This window comes from Bacillus sp. J41TS8, assembly GCF_018333035.1.
GTDB classification, from domain to species: Bacteria; Bacillota; Bacilli; order Bacillales; family Bacillaceae; genus Bacillus; species Bacillus paralicheniformis.
In genome coordinates this window covers 1-16,847 of the sequence record NZ_BORF01000020.1, presented here as the reverse complement: position 1 = coordinate 16,847, position 16,847 = coordinate 1, and the positions used below count along the sequence as shown (strand labels likewise).

At 47.1% G+C, this 16,847-nt stretch carries 18 protein-coding genes and 1 pseudogene; 9 read left to right on the top strand and 10 right to left on the bottom strand.

The features are described from left to right. Positions 1-77 precede the first annotated feature (77 nt). Entirely contained in the window at positions 78-545 is a 468-nt protein-coding gene (locus KI350_RS20765) for a helix-turn-helix domain-containing protein (RefSeq protein ID WP_025810853.1), read from the top strand. Between the two features lie 118 nt (positions 546-663). On the opposite strand, the gene KI350_RS23125 is transcribed toward KI350_RS20765, so the two are convergent. Further along, positions 664-1,710 carry a helix-turn-helix transcriptional regulator gene (locus tag KI350_RS23125; RefSeq protein WP_223254830.1) on the bottom strand — a complete coding sequence of 349 codons (1,047 nt, stop codon included), beginning with the start codon at positions 1,708-1,710 and terminating at the stop codon, positions 664-666. Between the two features lie 111 nt (positions 1,711-1,821). On the opposite strand from KI350_RS23125, the gene KI350_RS20755 reads away from it, so the two are divergent. From KI350_RS20755 to KI350_RS20745, 3 genes are read left to right on the top strand one after another with little or no spacing between them, the layout of a single operon-like run. Then, positions 1,822-2,514 (top strand): class I SAM-dependent methyltransferase, encoded by a 693-nt coding sequence (locus tag KI350_RS20755; RefSeq protein ID WP_059230768.1) that lies wholly within the window; start codon positions 1,822-1,824, stop codon positions 2,512-2,514. Beyond that, positions 2,511-3,626 carry a saccharopine dehydrogenase family protein gene (locus tag KI350_RS20750; RefSeq protein ID WP_059230765.1) on the top strand — a complete coding sequence of 372 codons (1,116 nt, stop codon included), beginning with the start codon at positions 2,511-2,513 and terminating at the stop codon, positions 3,624-3,626. Before KI350_RS20755 ends, KI350_RS20750 begins: the two co-directional genes overlap by 4 nt. A gap of 17 nt (positions 3,627-3,643) precedes the next feature. Next, on the top strand, positions 3,644-4,699 hold the full coding sequence (locus tag KI350_RS20745; protein WP_059230764.1) for an iron-containing alcohol dehydrogenase family protein: 1,056 nt from the start codon (positions 3,644-3,646) through the stop codon (positions 4,697-4,699). A gap of 50 nt (positions 4,700-4,749) precedes the next feature. Here KI350_RS20745 and KI350_RS20740 read toward each other — a convergent pair whose 3' ends face one another. Both KI350_RS20740 and KI350_RS20735 read right to left on the bottom strand, forming a co-directional pair. Continuing rightward, the gene (locus KI350_RS20740; protein ID WP_059230762.1) at positions 4,750-5,517 is read right to left on the bottom strand and encodes a SurA N-terminal domain-containing protein; all 768 of its coding nucleotides are present in this window, start codon (positions 5,515-5,517) and stop codon (positions 4,750-4,752) included. Between the two features lie 154 nt (positions 5,518-5,671). Continuing rightward, entirely contained in the window at positions 5,672-6,436 is a 765-nt protein-coding gene (locus KI350_RS20735; protein WP_059230760.1) for a sulfotransferase family 2 domain-containing protein, read from the bottom strand. A 342-nt stretch (positions 6,437-6,778) separates the two neighbouring features. On the opposite strand from KI350_RS20735, the gene KI350_RS20730 reads away from it, so the two are divergent. Beyond that, on the top strand, positions 6,779-7,666 hold the full coding sequence (locus tag KI350_RS20730; protein WP_146875270.1) for a Vgb family protein: 888 nt from the start codon (positions 6,779-6,781) through the stop codon (positions 7,664-7,666). Between the two features lie 34 nt (positions 7,667-7,700). On the opposite strand, the gene KI350_RS20725 is transcribed toward KI350_RS20730, so the two are convergent. The 3 genes from KI350_RS20725 to mmuM are packed head-to-tail and all read right to left on the bottom strand — an operon-like array spanning position 7,701 to position 10,509. Further along, entirely contained in the window at positions 7,701-8,081 is a 381-nt protein-coding gene (locus tag KI350_RS20725; protein WP_025810846.1) for a DUF2512 family protein, read from the bottom strand. Positions 8,082-8,107: 26 nt separating this feature from the next. Next, positions 8,108-9,562, bottom strand: a complete 1,455-nt coding sequence (gene mmuP / locus KI350_RS20720; protein ID WP_020449975.1) for an S-methylmethionine permease — start codon at positions 9,560-9,562, stop codon at positions 8,108-8,110. Further along, positions 9,562-10,509, bottom strand: a complete 948-nt coding sequence (gene mmuM, locus KI350_RS20715) for a homocysteine S-methyltransferase (protein WP_023857745.1) — start codon at positions 10,507-10,509, stop codon at positions 9,562-9,564. The genes mmuP and mmuM overlap by 1 nt, the downstream gene beginning before the upstream one ends. Before the next feature lie 210 nt (positions 10,510-10,719). On the opposite strand from mmuM, the gene chbG reads away from it, so the two are divergent. The 3 genes from chbG to KI350_RS20700 all read left to right on the top strand — a co-directional run bounded on the left by chbG (position 10,720) and on the right by KI350_RS20700 (position 13,745). Continuing rightward, positions 10,720-11,460: a chitin disaccharide deacetylase gene (gene chbG / locus KI350_RS20710; RefSeq protein WP_043054028.1), complete on the top strand. Its 741-nt coding sequence runs from the start codon at positions 10,720-10,722 to the stop codon at positions 11,458-11,460. Positions 11,461-11,473: 13 nt separating this feature from the next. After that, positions 11,474-12,847 (top strand): PTS transporter subunit EIIC, encoded by a 1,374-nt coding sequence (locus KI350_RS20705; protein ID WP_025810842.1) that lies wholly within the window; start codon positions 11,474-11,476, stop codon positions 12,845-12,847. 121 nt (positions 12,848-12,968) lie between these two features. Beyond that, on the top strand, positions 12,969-13,745 hold the full coding sequence (locus KI350_RS20700) for a MerR family transcriptional regulator (RefSeq protein ID WP_025810841.1): 777 nt from the start codon (positions 12,969-12,971) through the stop codon (positions 13,743-13,745). An 18-nt stretch (positions 13,746-13,763) separates the two neighbouring features. Here the strand turns inward: KI350_RS20700 and KI350_RS20695 are convergent, their stop codons facing one another. Together KI350_RS20695 and KI350_RS20690 are read right to left on the bottom strand one after the other, a co-directional pair. After that, the gene (locus tag KI350_RS20695; protein WP_023857748.1) at positions 13,764-14,486 is read right to left on the bottom strand and encodes a DUF421 domain-containing protein; all 723 of its coding nucleotides are present in this window, start codon (positions 14,484-14,486) and stop codon (positions 13,764-13,766) included. After that, positions 14,474-15,184, bottom strand: coding sequence for a gamma carbonic anhydrase family protein (locus tag KI350_RS20690; protein ID WP_035337368.1), 711 nt, complete (start codon positions 15,182-15,184; stop codon positions 14,474-14,476). Before KI350_RS20690 ends, KI350_RS20695 begins: the two co-directional genes overlap by 13 nt. Positions 15,185-15,741: 557 nt before the next feature. Between KI350_RS20690 and KI350_RS23275 the strand changes: the two genes are divergently transcribed. Then, the gene (locus KI350_RS23275) at positions 15,742-15,876 is read left to right on the top strand and encodes a hypothetical protein (RefSeq protein WP_256164202.1); all 135 of its coding nucleotides are present in this window, start codon (positions 15,742-15,744) and stop codon (positions 15,874-15,876) included. Positions 15,877-16,096: 220 nt separating this feature from the next. Here KI350_RS23275 and KI350_RS20685 read toward each other — a convergent pair whose 3' ends face one another. Together KI350_RS20685 and KI350_RS20680 are read right to left on the bottom strand one after the other, a co-directional pair. After that, a complete protein-coding gene (locus KI350_RS20685) occupies positions 16,097-16,495 on the bottom strand; it encodes a ribosomal maturation YjgA family protein (protein ID WP_035337363.1) in 399 nt (132 codons plus the stop codon). A gap of 225 nt (positions 16,496-16,720) precedes the next feature. Further along, positions 16,721-16,847 (bottom strand): annotated as a pseudogene (locus KI350_RS20680) (transposase); the annotation flags it as partial.

Genomic DNA, 16,847 nt, shown 5'->3' with positions numbered 1-16,847 from the left:
ATTACAGGGTCATAAAAATTGAACCATTGTAACTTTTAGTGTAATATTACACTAAAAAGAACATCGGAGGTTCCTCCATGGATAAAGAATACATAACCGAACTCATTTCATCCAAGTTAAGATTAATCCGTGCGGAAAGCGGCTATACGCAGGAGAAAATGGCGAACGTGCTCGGGATGTCGAAGAAAACGCTCGTGCAAATTGAAAAGGGCAGGTCGGCAGCGGGGTGGGCGCATGTTGTCGCGGTATGCGCGCTTTTTCGGAACAGTGAGGTGCTGCAGGCCGTGCTCGGGGATGAGCCCCTTGAGGTGGTGGAGACTGTCGCTCACCGAAGCATCGACAGACCAAAAGGGAAGACGCTCGGCGGAAAAGTGTGGTGGCGGGACATTGAGAAAAAAGGCGAGTTTCGCCTTCAGCAAAACTTGATTTCTCACCATTACCGCATTTTGGATTCGTATGACGACCTATGGTTCAGCACCTTTGAAAAACAGGATGCTGTGGCGCGTTTGGACGAGCTGTTCAATGAACAGGATGGGGTGGAATGAAGAAAAAGTTAAGTCCTCTGAATTTGCTGGTCTTCATTCCTCCAAGATAAGACATAGTGAAAAACACTGCGTGTCTTGTCTGTGGAATCGGAGTTGAGAACAGTTTTCCACCTTATTCTCACTCCAGCACATCATCAAGCAGCTTCCACATCAGCTCCCTCCGGTTTCCTGCGCCCGTCTTCAAAAAAATCGATTTCAAGTGGTCTTGAACGGTGTAAGCTGATATATGCAATTCGTCTCCGATGGCTTTTGTTGAAAGTCCGCGGATGACCCGGTACACGATGTCTTTTTCCCGGTCGGACAGGTTGTAGGCTTCTGCTATCAGCGGTATGGTTTCTGCCGGTGAAGCAGGCTCGAATGAAACGGCGATCTGGCCTGATGGACCAAAGCCGTCTAAACGACTCGCTTTAATGGATAGGCAGGAATGACCCGGAATCGAGATGACCGTTTTTGCCGGATCGGCAGTTTCAGCCGCTGCCCGCGTGCAGACGGCCCGGACAGGTCTCGGCACGGCATCGCTGCCGATCCTTTCCCAGCCGCGCAAGATATTTAGCCAATGGAGGGCCGCTCGGTTGCATGACAAGGGCTGCAGGTCTTCCGACAAAATCAGAATGCCTCCGACATGTTTCATGTGAAACACGTCTTTTTTTGACAGGTGGTGTCTGAATTGCTGAAGGTGCCGGCCGATAAGCGGTGCGAGTGAAGCGAGCAAGCTCTTATCCTTTTCTGTAAACAGCGGCTGTCCTCTTTTCCTCAACAGGGTAAGGTATCCCCGGCACTCCCCCTTGCTGAGCAGAATGGCGCGCAATTCATCTTCATAGCCTGCAGGCCCAAGAATGTTGCTGTAGCGTTTGCTTTGCCGGAAGTCTCCTTTGACCGATTCACTTAATATAGCCGCTGTCTGCCGTGCATGAATTAAGGCTTCGAATCGATTCACATCCTCCTGCGTGTACTCAAGCTCGAATAATTGCGGATGGATCGCTTCAATTTGATCGTCTGTGACGGCTCCGATGGACAGTAAGGTCTTGGGGTCTACAGCCGTGCAGCATGATGCATCAAACGGAATCGCCTGTTTTAATGCAGACAGCATGGCTTCGATATATTGGGGCGAAGAACGGGTTGTGCGCTGCAGTTCGTTCAGTATGTCTTTTAACGGCCGGTTCATGTCGGTCCTCCTCTTTAAAAATCCCAGGTTTAAGGGATGGTGGTTTGTTGAAACTCCTTTATAATTGAGAACAATTCTTAATTAATTTTACTAAAAGGAGAACGGCTTGTCATGAACATGGACTGGAATCATCCTGATGTCTATCAATACGAAAAGAAAATCCCTTTAAAAATCCCATGCTATGAAATGCTCTACGATATGATGGATCGCTTGTTGACGGTCCGGCTTTCTGAAGATGCGGCTAATGTGATGGTCGTCGGGGCCGGAGGTGGGCAGGAGCTCGTGACGCTTGCAAAAAGACACCCGAATTGGTCATTTACAGGAGTCGATCCGTCTGCCAGCATGCTCGGTTTGGCGAGAAAAAGGCTGGAGCTCGCCGGAATTCAGCTTCAAGCCGATCTGATTGAAGGAGAAGTACAGCAGCTTGAGTGCGGATTTCAATATGATGCTGCGACATGCATGCTTGTGCTTCACTTTGTCCGCCATAAGCTTGAATTTTTGCAGCAGATCGCCTCAAGATTGGCGGATGGCGCTCCATTTTTCATTGCGGCCATTCAAGGCGACATGACGTCAGAGGCATTCAAGTGGCAGATGTGTGCCTGGAAGGAGCATATGCTGGCAGGCGGGATTTCTGAACAGGAATGGGAGAGCTTTTCCGCTTCAATCGGCAGCCGCTCTCATCCGGTGCCGGCTTCAGAGGTGGAGGATCTGCTCGGCAAAGCAGGCTTTACAAACGCAACGAGATTTTTCAGCGCTTATGTAATCGACGGCTGGTTTGCTGTGAAAGGAGGCGGCAAACAATGAAGAAACATATTGTCGTGATCGGCGGGTACGGTCATGTCGGCGCCCAAATCTGCCGGAGTCTCGGGGGAAAATATCCGGGCCGTGTGTATGCTGCCGGAAGAAACCTGGATCACGCCGAGCGTTTTAGTCAGGAAACGGGCGGCCAAGTGAAGCCGATGCGTTTCAACAGAGATGCACCGGCTGACTGGGATTGGCTCAAGACGACGAAGCTGGTGATCGTGTGCATCGATCAGGAAAACACTGAGTTGGCAGAGGCTTGTCTGGCGAGCGGCACGGATTATATCGACATTACGGCGAACGGTTCATTTTTGGCTCAGCTTGAACAGCTGAATGACAAAGCATGCCGCGGCACGGGATTATTAAGCGTCGGCCTGGCTCCGGGGCTTACCAATTTACTTGCGCAGAAAGCCGCCCAGGCTCTCGATGAAACGAGTCGGATTGATATTGCGATCATGCTCGGTTTAGGTGACAGCCACGGAAAAGCGGCGATCGAGTGGACAGTTGACCATCTGAATACGGTGTATGATGTGAAAGAAAATGGACGCTTGATGGAAGTCAGCAGTTTTACAGACGGCCGGCGGACAAACTTCGGCGGGCGATTGGGGCGCCGGACAGCCTACCGGTTTCCTTTTTCCGATCAGGTGACATTGCCAGGCACATTAGCCGTCCCTTCTGTTTCTACCCGGCTTTGCTTTGATCCAAGGCCTGCCACTGTGCTGATTGCGGCCATGCAAAAAATCGGCGCAGTCAAGCTCTTAAACAATAAGGGAATTCGAAATCTGGCGGTCCGTATGCTGGGGGCGCTCAACATCGGATCAGCGCAATACGCGGTAAAGGTGGATGCTGAAGGATTGAAAAACGGCCGGAGCGCCGGGACAGGCATCGCGCTGTTCGGCGAAAATGAATCATTCATTACCGCACAGACAGCCGCTGCAGCCGCGTCAGCTTTGTATACCGGAAGCTTTCCGCACGGAATATTTCATTTGGAACAGCTGTTTGAGCTTGAATGGGAAGGAAGAGAGTCTTGCTTAATTCAGAAAGAAACCGGTGACCGGTTTGTGATATCGTTTGACATCTTGTTAGAAAGTGAGATGATAAATATTAGAAAATAATAGAAGGAGTGGGAAATATGCAGCCTGAAGATATTGTCAGAAGCGGTCCGAACCAGTACGTTTGCAGAGAGGGGATCGCGAAAGAACTGCCGTCATTTGCGAATGTATTCGAACGGCCCGTCATCATTACTGGAGTCAAATCGTTTAAAGCTTTTACGAGTTATACAACGCCTCCAAACGATTGGAAAGTCGTTCAGCATACGGGCTGCAGTTCCCTAAATAAGATTAAAAAAGCAGCAGAAGCAGCAGAATCGGCAGATGTCATCATCGGGATAGGCGGGGGAACCGTCTTAGATACGGCGAAGGCAGCCGCCGATTTGTTGAACATTGAAGTCATGATGATTCCGACGATCCCGGGAACATGCGCGGCAAGCACGCCGTTAAGCGTGATCTATGATGATGACGGCAACTTTTCGGGCGTCCAATACCATAAGCGCTCAAGCTATTTGACGCTGGTCGATCCGCTGCTTCTCCTTTCTTCGCCGGTCGCTTATGTGAAAAGCGGAATCGGTGATACGCTGGCGAAATGGTATGAGGCCGAAGCGATCATCAGAAATACGGCCGATTCGCTTTCCATCATGGTTCAGACAGGGCTGAGGCAGTCTGTCTATATTCGGGATATTTTGTTGACAGAAAGTCTGAAAGCCATAGAAAGTCTTGAAAAAGGCGAAACCTCCTCATCTTTCGCACATGTCCTCGAAGCGGTTATCGCGCTGGCTGGCACAGTAGGCGGATATGCGGGACGCTATGGCAGAATGGCCGGAGCCCATGCCATTCACAACGGCTTAACGTTCATCCCCGAAACCCATCGTGTGCTGCATGGCCAAAAGGTAGCCTACGGGATACTCGTGCAGCTTGCTTTAGAAGGACGGACAGATGAAATTGCCGAACTGATTCCCTTTTATGAAGGGCTCGGTTTTCCGAGAAGACTTAGCGATTTAGGCATTTTAGAAAACGTTGAAGAGGCAAAACGGACCGTTGCCGCTCATGCCGTGCGGCCGGATGAATCTTTATGTTTGATGGGATCTTTTCATGAAGCTGATGTGATGGCGGCGATAGAGTCGCTTGAATAAACCTGATAAATAAAACGAGTCAGCCATCCTGTAACGGATGGCTGACTTTGTTAAATTTCCACTTTCACATCGGCGCTTTTTTTCAGTTTTTCAACCTGCTGTCCGAGTTTTTCCTGTCTTTTTTGCTGTTTGAGCATGTCTTGGATTTGTTTCTTGACATCGTCAAACGCAGGTGTGTTTTTCTGTCCGCTGTCTTTTTGCTGTGCGGCAAATTGATCATAGTAATCTTTGATTTCTTTGTCTGTGACCTGATCTGCCGGCAGTTCTTTGTCAATATATTTTTCTGTTTTGATATTGTCGGCAATGTCACTTTTCAGCGTGTTCATGTTTAAGCCGGCTTTCTTGACAGCTTCCTCAAAATCTTGTTCATTTTTATACTGCTTTTTGCTTTCGTCCAGCTGTTTTTCAATTTCTTTCTCAGATGCTTTGTAGCCTTTTTTGTCCGCTTCTTGGGTAATTAAAGCCTGTCCGACCAGGCTGTCGATGGCCTGCTTTTTGATTTGCTGTGCCGCATCTTTTGAAGTCGGATCCTGTCCTGTTTGCTGATACTGCATTTGTGCGGTTGATAATACGCTGTTATAGTCCTTGCCTGTGATCTTTTCATCGTTAACGACAGCCACTGTTTTTGTTTCATCGACTTTTTGCTGATCAAGCTTTTTCTGAATGGCTTTCATTTGCTTTTCTTGATCCTGCTGCCCGCTTTGGGCTGTTTTTTCTTGATTGTTTGCCTTGGATTGCTGATCATCATGATTTGAAGTGCAGGCGCCCAATACGACAGCCAATAATCCGATCATGAGAGATGATATGCCTTTTTTCATAATATATCTCCTTTCTTCAAACAGAAGTGAATCTTAAAATGACCTTTAGTGGGCATTCTAAACGATCGGCTCTAAAAAAGAAACCATTTGGAATCAATTTTCCAAAATGTAATCGAATTGAAAGGAGATCGTAATGTGATGGCCGAGTTCCGGTTTACTTGATATGTTTCGGATCAAAGCCGTAGACTTCGAAGTCCTTCGCAAAAATATCCTGCACCAGCTCTTTTGTTTCGTCATTGTAAAAGCTCTCAAAAGTCGGTAACACCCAGTCGAAGGATGACATGGTGAAAACGGTGTCCGCGAATTTTCCTTTTTTGAGCATAGTATCGGAAAGATGGTGCGGTGATTTCGACAGCTGTGATATCGGAGATTTCAATAATTTGTATTTGTTTTCAATCTCTCTGATTTGCGCGCTGAATTGCTCGAGGTAAATATAATTGGTGACAAACTCTTCTTCTCCTTCGAGATACTGAGGACCAAGGTGCCGGTCAATGGCGCTGATTTCCGGCCCCAAATCTTTTAAATGATGCAAGAATTGGGTGAAAGACAGCCCTGTTTTCATGTCACTGTTGAACAGACAGATAAAATTCGGGGAGCAAATTGCCGCCAGAAAGGAACTGACTGCTCTCCGGAAAGGGTTGCGCACAAGCTTGTAAGTGTCCTTTTTTCCCTCTCTTAATTCTGCCAGAAGATCCTTCACATAATCCGGCTGCTGCGTATAGATCGTATTTCTGTAGTGATGAACCTCCCCCGCGCATCTTCGGCCAACATCTTCAATCAGTCCGTTTTGGAAAAAGAACCAGCGATTCAGCGTCGTGCAGCCGCTTTTTGGAATCCAGAACAGAATGATCGGAAAATCTTTCGCAAAAAGAGGGGTATAAAGGTAAATCAAGCGATTCAGTCTCTCATCTTCAAACATGCAGAACACATCCACTTCTTTCTTTGTTTTGGTCCGCCTGAGACAGCGGTTGCCTTTATACACAAAGTATGCCGTCACCAATGAATTGATAGGGCGATAATATGAATATATTTCAAAATGATAAGATCTGGCAGACGGTTCCTTATTGAACCATATATAGAAAAATAAGTTTATGCTTTAAAACAATCTTATGATACTAGAGCATGCCTGTACAGTTTATATTTAATGGAACTTTCTGTTTCACTGTATGCTCCGCCTGAGGTAACATGAAAATGAGAAATGCCTGGGAGCGTTCTGAAAGGTCAGATGCTCAAGGAAAATGGAATAAAGGGAGGGTCGCTCATGCAGATTCGCATGACTGAATATCATGTTCCCAACCCCGAGTCGGGGCCGTACGGGATCGCCGTATGTGCAAACGGGCGCATTTGGTTTACTGAACAAAAGGGAAACCGGATTGGTATGCTCACAGAGTCTGGAGATATTACCGAATATACGATTCCGACGAAGAGCGCAGGCGCCTCGATTATTACTCCCGGGATTAGCGGTGAGCTATGGTTTACGGAGTATAAAGCGGGGAAAATCGGAAAAATGACGCCTCAAGGGGAAATAACCGAGTATGCCCTTCCTCTAGGTACTGCCCCGTTTGGGATCGCCGTAGGCTGTGACGATGCCATGTGGTATACCGATATGGCCGGACATCAAATCGGCAGGCTGTCATCTTCAGGCGAAATCACTGAATATAAACTGCCCAAACCGGGAGCCTTCCCGTCATTTATTACAAGGGGAGCAGACGATGCACTCTGGTTTACACAAAATCAAAGCGGCTCCATCGGGCGAATAACGGCAGATGGAGACATCAGCGAGTACCCGCTTCCTGGAGAACAATCCGGACCGGTCGGAATCACTGCAGGCCCGGACGGAGCTTTGTGGTTTACAGAAATAAACGGAAATCAAATTGGGAGAATTGCGGTCTCAGGGAAGATCAGCGAATACCCGCTTCCGACAGCCAATGCCCGCCCGCACGCGATTACCGCCGGCGGCGATGGTGCCCTGTGGTTTACGGAATGGGGTGCGGGTCAAATCGGCCGCATTACAGTCAACGGGGATATTACGGAATATCCAATTCCGACGGCCGAGTCTGAACCGCACGGGATAGCGGCCGGACCAGCCCAATCGATCTGGTTTGCAGAAGAGTGCGGCCGTATTGGGAAAATCTCTATTCTTGATTAAAAAACGTCCAGTTTGCTGGACGTTTTTTTATATATTATTCCGTTCTCGTTTCCATTCTGCGGTTGGGAGAGCCAAGGCCTTTATTCATCAAGTAAAAATGGAAAATGTATTCACCGATTGCCATAGCGACTGCTGCAAAAAACGCGGCCAATGCAGCGGTGTTTGCAGCCGTTCCCGTCGCAAGAGCCATCAGCCAAACGACAAGAAAAGCGACGCCTAAATCGGCTAAAGTGGCTGTGATGTTATTGGTCTTCGGCAAAATAAACAAATCACCCAGCAAATAGGATACCGCGCCAAGAACAATTGTGATGAAGAGGGTGTTTTCAAAACTGAAACTAAACCCGAGCCCGAGAACAAGGTACAGTATCACAATTGTCATGATGCCTTTAATGGCAAGGGCTTTCACATGTTCCATAACAATTCGCTCCTTTATACGAGATTTTAGTTTTTCTTTTCCTCGTATTCAGAAAACGAAACATGCAAACTTGCTTTTTTAACGGGCTCAGACATTTTTCCGCCATTCTTTCTGTTTCTTGCATAGTAGATGATATAGCATAACGCCATAAATGGAACACCGCAAAAAAGGGCGATTCTTTGGTTCGGATCAAAGGCAATGCCGATGCAGGATGCCAGACATAATAGAAAAGCGGCAATCGGTACTGCCGGATAAAACGGTGTCCGGTATTTTAAGCCGTCTGCGGTGTTTCCTTCAGCCAAAAAGCGTCTGCGGAACATGAACTGCGAGGCTGCAATGCTCATCCAGACGGCAACAACGGCAAAGCCTGAAATTGATACAAGAACGATATAGACGGAATCAGGTGCAAAAACACTGGAGAGCAGCGACAGAATGCCGCCGATCATACTGAAAATCAGCGCGTTCAACGGAATTCCCCGTGAAGTCAGCTTTTGAAAAACGGGGTGTAACGTTTTTTCTTTTGACAGTGACCAGAGCATCCGGGAGCAAGCATATAAGCCTGAGTTGGCCGCGGAAAGCAGAGCCGTCAGAATCACAAAATTCATAATGTCGGCCGCGTATGGAACACCGATACGGTCAAAAACGACGACGAACGGGCTTTTGATCACACCGGCTTCTTTGACCGGAATGAGGCATGAGAGCACGAAAATCGTTCCGATGAAGAAAAGCACCAGTCTCCAGAGTGTTGTCTTGATCGCTTTTGGAATGTTCTTTTCCGGTTCGGCGCTTTCTCCGGCGGCAATCCCGATCAGCTCCGTACCCGAAAACGCAAAATTCACGGAGAGCATCGCCATAAAAATTGGAAGGAAACCGTTCGGAAAGAGCCCGCCTTCTCCTGCAAAGTTTGAAAGAAGCGGTGCGGAATCTGTATTTTGTAGCGGGATGATGCCGAATATCGCCGCTCCGCCTAAAATAATAAACAATATAATGGCAAGCACTTTAATGCTCGAAAACCAAAATTCGGACTCGGCAAAAAATCTCACTGAGACAGCATTGAACACGAAAATCAGTGCAGCGAAAACCGCGCTCCACATCCACACCGAAGTATCGGGGAACCAGCGCTGCATTAATAACCCGGCAGCGGTAAATTCCGAACCCAGCGCGACAGCCCAGGTCAGCCAGTAAAGCCAGGCGACGGTGAATCCGGTGCCCGGCCCGATGAATTTAGAGGCATACATATGAAACGATCCGGTCACAGGCATGGCGACCGATAATTCGCCGAGGCAGAGCATGACAAGGTAGACGATCAGAGCCCCGACTAAGTAGGCTAAAATCGTTCCGGCAGGACCCGCCTGTGAGATCGTATAACCGGAACTTAAGAAAAGACCCGTGCCGATAACGCCTCCCAAGGAGAGCATGATCAGGTGTCTCGTTTGCATTTTTCTTTGAAAGTTCTGACGATTGTTGTTTGACTGTTCCATCATATCTCCAGCTTTCTCGCCCAGTCGGCGACGGCTTTTATGTCTTCAGGTGTTGTTCTGCAGCAGCCGCCGATCAGCTGTGCTCCTTGGTTGTACCAGCTGCGGGCGCTTTCTCCGAAGGAAGCTTTGCATGCCGCACCATGCCATGTTTTTGTCTCCGGATCATACTGTTCACCGGAATTCGGATAGACGATAATCGGTTTAGCTGTATGCTTTTTGATGCCGCCAATGAGCGAAGAGACATGCTCCAGCCGCGTACAGTTTACGCCAACTGCCGCAACCTGGTCATGCTGATCGAGCCATTTCGCGCATTCGCCGGCTTTCGTGCCGTCGCTGATATGACGTCCGTCTTTAGCGCTGAAACTGATCCACGCATGTGTGTCAGGGAATTCTTTCAATAAATGAACGATTGCTTTTGCTTCTGAAAGGCACGGTATTGTTTCACAGGCTAACATATCGGCGCCTGCATCGATTAAAGCGGCCATTCGCTGCCTGTGAAAATCGGCCAATTCGTCTTCTGTGACGTCATAATCCCCCCGATATTCGGAACCATCCGCTAAAAAAGCGCCGTAAGGGCCTACTGAAGCGGCTACAAACGGTTTGGGCCGGCCTTTGCGGTTTTCCGGAACCGCCCAAAATTCATCGCGTGCTTCTACAGCAAGACGTACAGACTCCCGGATAAGGTGGAGCGCTTCTTGTTCACTGAGGCCGCGTTTTGTGAAACCTTCAACCGTCGACTGATAGCTGGCTGTCATCGCGCAATCGGCGCCCGCACGGAAATAATCCAGATGCACTTGTTTGATAAGCTCGGGGTTTTCGATGAGCATTTTTGCAGACCACAGGCTGTCGTTCAAATCACAGCCGTACCGTTCAAGCTCGGTGGCCATCGCGCCGTCAAGTGTGATGATAGGAAATTGTTCTAAAATCGATTGGATCGGATTGGTCATCTCATTGTTGAGGATCTGTCGTTTGAGACCCCGGCCTCCTTTTTTAGAGTTTTTAAAAATATATGAAAAATAGTTTAAAAGACTTCAGTAGCTTTTGTCAATCTACCAAAATCAGTTTTTACTAGTAGCTTTTGTCGTTTTCTATTTAGGGTAAAACGGTACGTCTCCGCATATTTTTTTAAAAAAAGACTGATAAGGGGTATTGGATGGATGAAAAAACTGATTATCAATGCTGATGATTTTGGATATTCAAGAGGCGTGAACTATGGAATTATTGATGCCTATAAGCTGGGGATTTTAACATCAGCGACGTTCATGACAAATATGCCGGGCGCAGGTCATGCGGCGCGGCTGGCTCGCGAATCGCCCGGGCTCGGGATCGGCGTACATTTGGTGCTGACCTGCGGAAGGCCGCTTTTGTCTGATCACCGGACGATCGTCGATGCAAAGGGGAATTTTCGCAATCTCGCATTTTATCAAGGTGCTTTTACAATTGATACTGATGAAGTATACCGCGAGTGGAAAGCGCAGATTGAAACATGCATCAACATGGGCTTGGAACCCGATCATTTGGACAGCCACCATCACATCAACGCTTCCCCGGCCATCTCAGACGCATTTTTGACGCTCGCCAAAGAGTACCGTTTGCCTGTCAGGCGCAATATGGAGAGTGCTGTGATCACGGAAAAAGGAGTGAAGACAACAGACTTTTTTTTACCTGTCCTCGAAGCGGCTTTAAAGGATGAAGAAGCCGTCTCTGAACTGTTTGAAGAGCATGATACCGTGGAGGTCATGACCCACCCGGCATACATCGATAAGGAGCTTTTGACGAACTCTTCTTATACTTATCCGAGAGTCGATGAACTTGAATTTTTAACCGATCCGGACGTTGTCATCCGTTTGAATAAGCTTACTGATGTCCAGCTCGTATCATTTAGGAATTTGACATAAGGAGAATGCCGAAATGAAACATATTTTTCAGCTGCTGGGAAAGTCTTTGCTGATTCCGATTACCGTTCTTCCGATCGCCGGCCTGCTGCTGCGTCTTTCTGCGGAAGATATGCTGAATATACCGCTTTTTCAAGCGTCAGGCGTGATATTGAACAATATGGATGTCCTGATCGCAATCGGCATCGCCATGGGCTTTGCCCGTTCAAAAGATAAAGGAATTCCTGCGCTGACAGGATATTTGGCGATAACCGTATTAAAAGAGGGGCTCGGCATCTTGAATCCTGATCTTGATATGAGCGTCTTCGGCGGGGTGCTCGCCGGCCTGATGGCGGCTTTCATTTATAACCGGTTTCAACATACGAAACTGCCAAGCATGTTTTCATTTTTTGGCGGAGAGAAGTTTCCGATTACGATGATCGTATTGGTGACGATTCCGGTGGCAGGCTTTTTTTCAATCGTCTGGCCTTATGCAGAAGCGGCGATCGACACTTTTAGCCAGTCGCTTGTAGGTCTTGGCGCTTTCGGGGTGTTTGTATTCGGATTTCTGAATCGGTTTTTGCTGCCGTTCGGCCTTCACCATGTCATGAATACGTATATTTATTTTGGGCTTGGGCGCTATGAGACGGCATCCGGCGAAGCGGTGACAGGGGAAATTACGCGGTTTTTGAATGGAGACCCGACAGCCGGCTACTTTCTCGGCGGCTTTTTTATCACGATGATGTTTGGCATTCCGGCGATCGCTTTGGCAATCGCGCATGCAGCCAGAACGAGAAAAAAGGAAACGAAAGCGCTCATGTCTTCAGGAGCAGCCACATCACTGATCACCGGGATTACGGAACCAGTTGAATTCACGTTTTTATTTACTTCGCCTTTATTGTACTTTCTTCACTCGGTCTATACGGGACTTGCCGGAGCGGTGCTCTGTTTGCTTGGGATTCGTCACGGCTTCTCATGGGGAGCAGGCGTAATCGATTATTTGCTGAACCTTAATTTATCAGACGGCGGATTATGGATCATACCCGTCGGCCTTGCCTTTTTTGCTCTCTATTATGTTACGTTTTACTTTGTGATTATAAAGCGAAACATTCCGGTGATCGGAAGGGAACAGGAAACACCTGAAGGAAACCGGCTGCATCGGTCTATGGCTGCAGGCATTCTTAAGCATATCGGCGGCCGTGAGAATGTCGTGACTTGCGAAAACTGTATAACCCGTTTGCGAATGAAATTAAAAGACACGTCCTTGGCGGATGAAGCGCAATTAAAGCAATTAGGAGCGCACGGTGTGGTCAAAATTGACCAGCATCATATCCAGATTGTGATCGGAACGGATGCTGGGAATGTGAAAAAAGATTTGCAGAACTTAATCGGGGAGACTCCGCCGGATTAAAAACTGGAGTTGATTGTCCCGTACCTTTTGGAAAAATCACGAGTCTGCGAAAAATAAGCTTGCACCTCCAGCAGCGTGAGGCGTTATGATAGGAATAAATCGTCAGTTGGAGGGGATTTTTATGGAAAATGACGGATATTATCCAATCGGTGTTTTTTCAGAAATGACAGGGACATCCATTCGGACGCTCCACTATTACGATGAAATCGGCCTGTTGAAGCCTGAAAAACAGCCGGGAACAGGCCGCCGTTTCTACACAGACAGAGATGCGAGAGAGTTGCAGAAAATCACATGTTTTAAGTTTCTCGGGTACAGTCTTGAACAAATTCGCGCTTTCATGAAGGATGCATGCTTTGATGCCGGTCTGATTGAGGCGCTGCAGGAGCAGAAAAAGGTGCTGGAGGAGAAAAAGGAACATATTGAAACAGGGCTGAAAGCGATAAACAGGACAATCGGTCTTCTGGAGGAGGAAGAGGAAATCGACAGTTCTGTTTTCATGAGCCTGCTGAACAGCATCCAGACTGAGAAGGAGCAGCGCATATGGCTTGAACAGCAGGTGTCCAAACGTTTTGCCGATGATGTATTCGGCAAATCAGAAGATGAGATGGCCAAATTGGATCAAGAGTATGTTCGTTTATCTAAGGAAGCCAAGCGGCTCATGGGAAAACCGGTTGATGACCCCGAAGTGCAGGAAATGGCGGACCGATATATGAAGACGAGTTTGGAATTTGTCGGAGAGGGCGTGCTGTCGGCTTTAGGACAGATGGAGACAATCGAATCGCAGCAGCTGGCAGAGAAGTTTTCTTCACCTTTTACAAAAGAAGAGGATGAGTGGCTGCAGCAGGTGTTCGAATATTACATGATTCACAACGATTTCTGTCCCGAAAACGGCCGATGAAAAAATCCGCCGGAGCTTTTAATGCAAAAGCTCCGGCTCAATTTTCGCCGTTTCATTATCAAGTGAAACATGCAGTTGATGGTTTTGATTAACCGAAGCGAAAAAGATTTCATCCATTCGTTCAAGCCCTTTCTTCTTCAGCTGGTTTTTGAGCCAGTTTTCCGTTACATTCAATTGGTGAAGGACAGATGTGTACACTTTCCCTTCAATGATGACCGGATATGAAAATTCGCCGCCGCTTTTTTGAATCCCCATATCTTCAGCCGTGACTTCCATTTTATTTGGCTTTTTGTATACCGTTAAATTTCCATTCGCCTCTATAAACGCCATTTCTACGTCGCTGACATTGAAAACATCTTTTTCACGAAGCATTTGCAGAACATTATCCACCGAATATCTGATTCGTTTTAAATTGCCGACAATAAACGTTCCATTTTTGATGACGATGGTCGGTTCAAATGTAATCAGACGTCCGAGTGTTCTGTTTTTGATCATGATTTTTGAAGCGAGTCTTTGCAGTAGGGCAATCGCAGCCACCGCAGCGGCGGTATGCAAATGTTCAATCCTCGGATCGGCTATGTCAGCTCCGACGACAGCCCCCAATGTAATAATGATTAAAAAATCAAATACAGGCATTTCGCCGATTGAGCGTTTTCCCATTAGCAATGTAACAGCCAATAAAAGCGGAAGGATGGTGATGATTCGCCCGTAGACAACCAAAATTTCTTTCATAGTTTCCATTTTCTCGCTTCCTTTTTATAGCCTTTTGCCAATTCAAGATTGACGGCCGTCATTTTCGAGTTGAGGTCATGATATGGATAAGAATCGCTTATTTCAGGAAGCCGGTTGGCATCCTCCTGGTTTGAAATCACACGACCCGCCGAAACAAACCGTTTTGGGGGAATTGTAACACCGATTACTGTTGCTCCCGGTTCAATCACCGTATTCTCTTGGATATAGGCATCAAAAACAAGGCTTTGCATCCCGACAAAAACATTGTTGTCAATTCGTACGGGACCGTGAATTTGACATTGCGGGGCAAGTGAGACTTTCTCGCCTATGTAAATGGAATACGATTCACGATCCTTAAAAACGGATTGTTCAGTAACTGGGCTGTTGTACTCATAGTTTTTCAATCCGTGCAAAACAACTCCGTCCTGGATATTGCAATCATGGCCGATGTAGATTTTTAATCCCGTGTCCCCTCTGATCGAAGAGAAAGGCCCGATGAAAACGTTGCGCCCGATGACCACACTGCCGATGACCGAGGCGAAATGATGGATGTATGAGGACGCATCAATATCCGGAATATCTGCTTCTTGATTAAATGACGCGGTAATATTGGGACTGACATTGTCTTGGATCAGCAGCTTTTCAAGAAACTTCCCGGCGAGTGACGAAACCGTTAACCCGAGGATGAGTTTGTTGCTTAATTTCATATGACCTGCCTCCTTTATTCAGGTAGTCTGTCTAAAAAACGGGATAATATTTATGGGCGGCGGTCTGAAACTAAAAAAGAGGATATGGGGAGATAACGGCTAATAAAGCAATGGAATAGGTTTTAGGAAGCGTTCAAGACGATTACCATTTTCATCTCTAAAAAAACAAAGGAAATGATTCATTTAGAGGAGGAAATTTACGGTCAGCTTGCCTTGGATGACTCCTCGACTTATTTTAAGGGAGGTTGAAACTTTGAATCTATCTTTGGCAGTTGCATTAGTTATATCTGTGTTTTTAAATATATTTCAGCTGGCACAACTCAAATCCAATAACCGAAAAACGCAAACTGGGAAGAGAGTACAAAAAGGCCGCTCAACCCCTTCGCTGCCATCCTATGGACTTATTTCGCCATTATCATTCTTTTGATGTTGGCTGCATTAGTAACCGTTATCATACAGCTTAACGAATAATATTAGCGCTTCTCTTCTGCTGCCGGCTTTTTATTATTGCCACAGTCATAACGAAAAATGCGCAGAAATTGCAAGGAGAAAAAACGATGAAAACGGGATCGCTCGCTTTGACACACACGGAAACGATTGCCCCGAAGAGATCTATTTTAAATGAAGAGACGTTCGAATTTGAAACTCAAAAAAGATGGGCAAATCGTAAAGCATGCGGTAGAAAATCATAAGGAAGAGACAAATACCGCAGCTCCTCCTGCCAAAAAGGATAGAGACATTGGACATGTCAAAAAAAACAGGAGGCAACCCGCTGCCGAATACAGGAAATAATCGCCTGTACCGTGCTTTACTCATTGGACCCATCCTTCTTATTATCGGACTTGCTATGTTTGTTTTAAACTGTAAAAAGACTCAAAATCAAAGTGCGTAAATATTCCCCAAAAGACAGCGTTACGGCTGTCTTTTTCGTTTGCGGAACAGCACTTCGCCCACGGCACCTGCGGAAACGCCGAGCACATAAGCCAATAAATCGCTCCACAAAAATCCATAACCGAGAATGAGTCCGCCGAGCGGAACGGCTCTGATATCATCAATCCATGGAGCGTGATACAGCTGGCTGCATTCGATTAAAAAACAAAATGCGAGCGCAATCAGCGCTACTGAAGCTGTCTTCGCGTTTTTGAACAAAAAGCCTGCGCCGAAGAAAATCATCAGCGCCCACAGCGCATCCCCTAAATAGGCATTCACGATGTCCGGCAGCATATCGGCCGCCTTTCTTGAAGCAAGCCCCGCCGCCATCGCTGCGAATATCATCGCAAGCCGGCGGATACGGCTTCTTTTCATATTCATGGCTGGACCCCTTTTCTGCCAAAGCAGGTGAAGTAAATCTTCGGAGACATGACGGATACAAGAGGAAAAACGTTTTATTATTTTGGACGGTTTAAAATGAACGAAAAAAGCCGCCGGATACGGCGGCTTGCAGACTGTTGACAAAATAGGTCGGATTTTTATAATCCGACCTATTTTTGTCCAATTTATTCTGTTTTTTCGATGAGAATGCTGGCGAATTGGACTTTTCCAAGTCCAATTCGCCAGCTTTTTGAGATTCATGGCAGTGAAAACAAGCATCGCCTGCATGGACAATTTTTTCTTACCCCGTAGGGTTGTCCAGCGCAGGCCATGCTTGTGTTTTAAATCCGCA